We start from the raw sequence: 746 nt of genomic DNA on the forward strand, positions 1-746 counted from the left end.
CGGCCGCCGCCAGCTCCCGGCCCACCGCCGCCCCGAAGGCCAGCAGCGGCCCCTCCAGCTGCGCGGGTACCACCCCGGGGCCCACCGTGGCCCCGCGGTAGCCGCCGTCGGCCACGTCCATCAGGGCCGCACCGACCCGGTGCGGGCGCCCCTCGCCGTCCACGAAACCGTCGTAGGTCAGGTCCCGTGGCGCCTCCCCCTCCGCCGGGCCGTGCACGTACTCCTCCACCAGCAGCGGGCCGCGCGGCAGGCCCCGTACCAGGGCACGGGCCCCGCCGGCCGCCCGTACGCGCTCGGGCGTCACCAGGGTGGTGCCCGAACCGCCCACCCCGTGCTCCGATTTGAGAACGGTGCTCTCGCCCGCCCGGGCCCGGGCCGCCACCCACCGGACCGCCGCCCGGCGGGACCCCGCCCGCCACTGGGCCGGGAGGGTGACCGCCGGATGGCCGCCGCCGGCCAGGATCCGGGCGAACAGGGCGTGGGCCCGGGACTTCGACTCGTACCGCAGCGCGTCCGGCCGCCACGGCAGACCGGCGAGCCGCGCGTACGGCTCCGTCCGCCCCCACGGTACGAGCGGCAGCCCGCACTCCCTCATCCGCCGGGCCAGCGCCGGCCGGGCCAGCACCGCCTCCGACAGGCCCGGGCCCCGCCCGGCCAGGCCGTCGTACACCTCCACCTCCGGCCCCCAGCCCAGCGCCCGCCCGACCGCCCCGGCCCACCAGCGCGGTACCGGCCCCGGCAGGAGG

1 protein-coding gene is annotated in these 746 nt (G+C 80.4%); it reads right to left on the minus strand.

Features of this window, described 5'->3' with window-relative positions:
- Positions 1 to 746: hypothetical protein (locus VR44_RS39090; RefSeq protein WP_045952445.1), on the minus strand; the 746-nt coding region annotated here is incomplete at both ends.

The organism is Streptomyces katrae, from assembly GCF_000966975.1.
Lineage (GTDB): Bacteria > Actinomycetota > Actinomycetes > Streptomycetales > Streptomycetaceae > Streptomyces > Streptomyces katrae.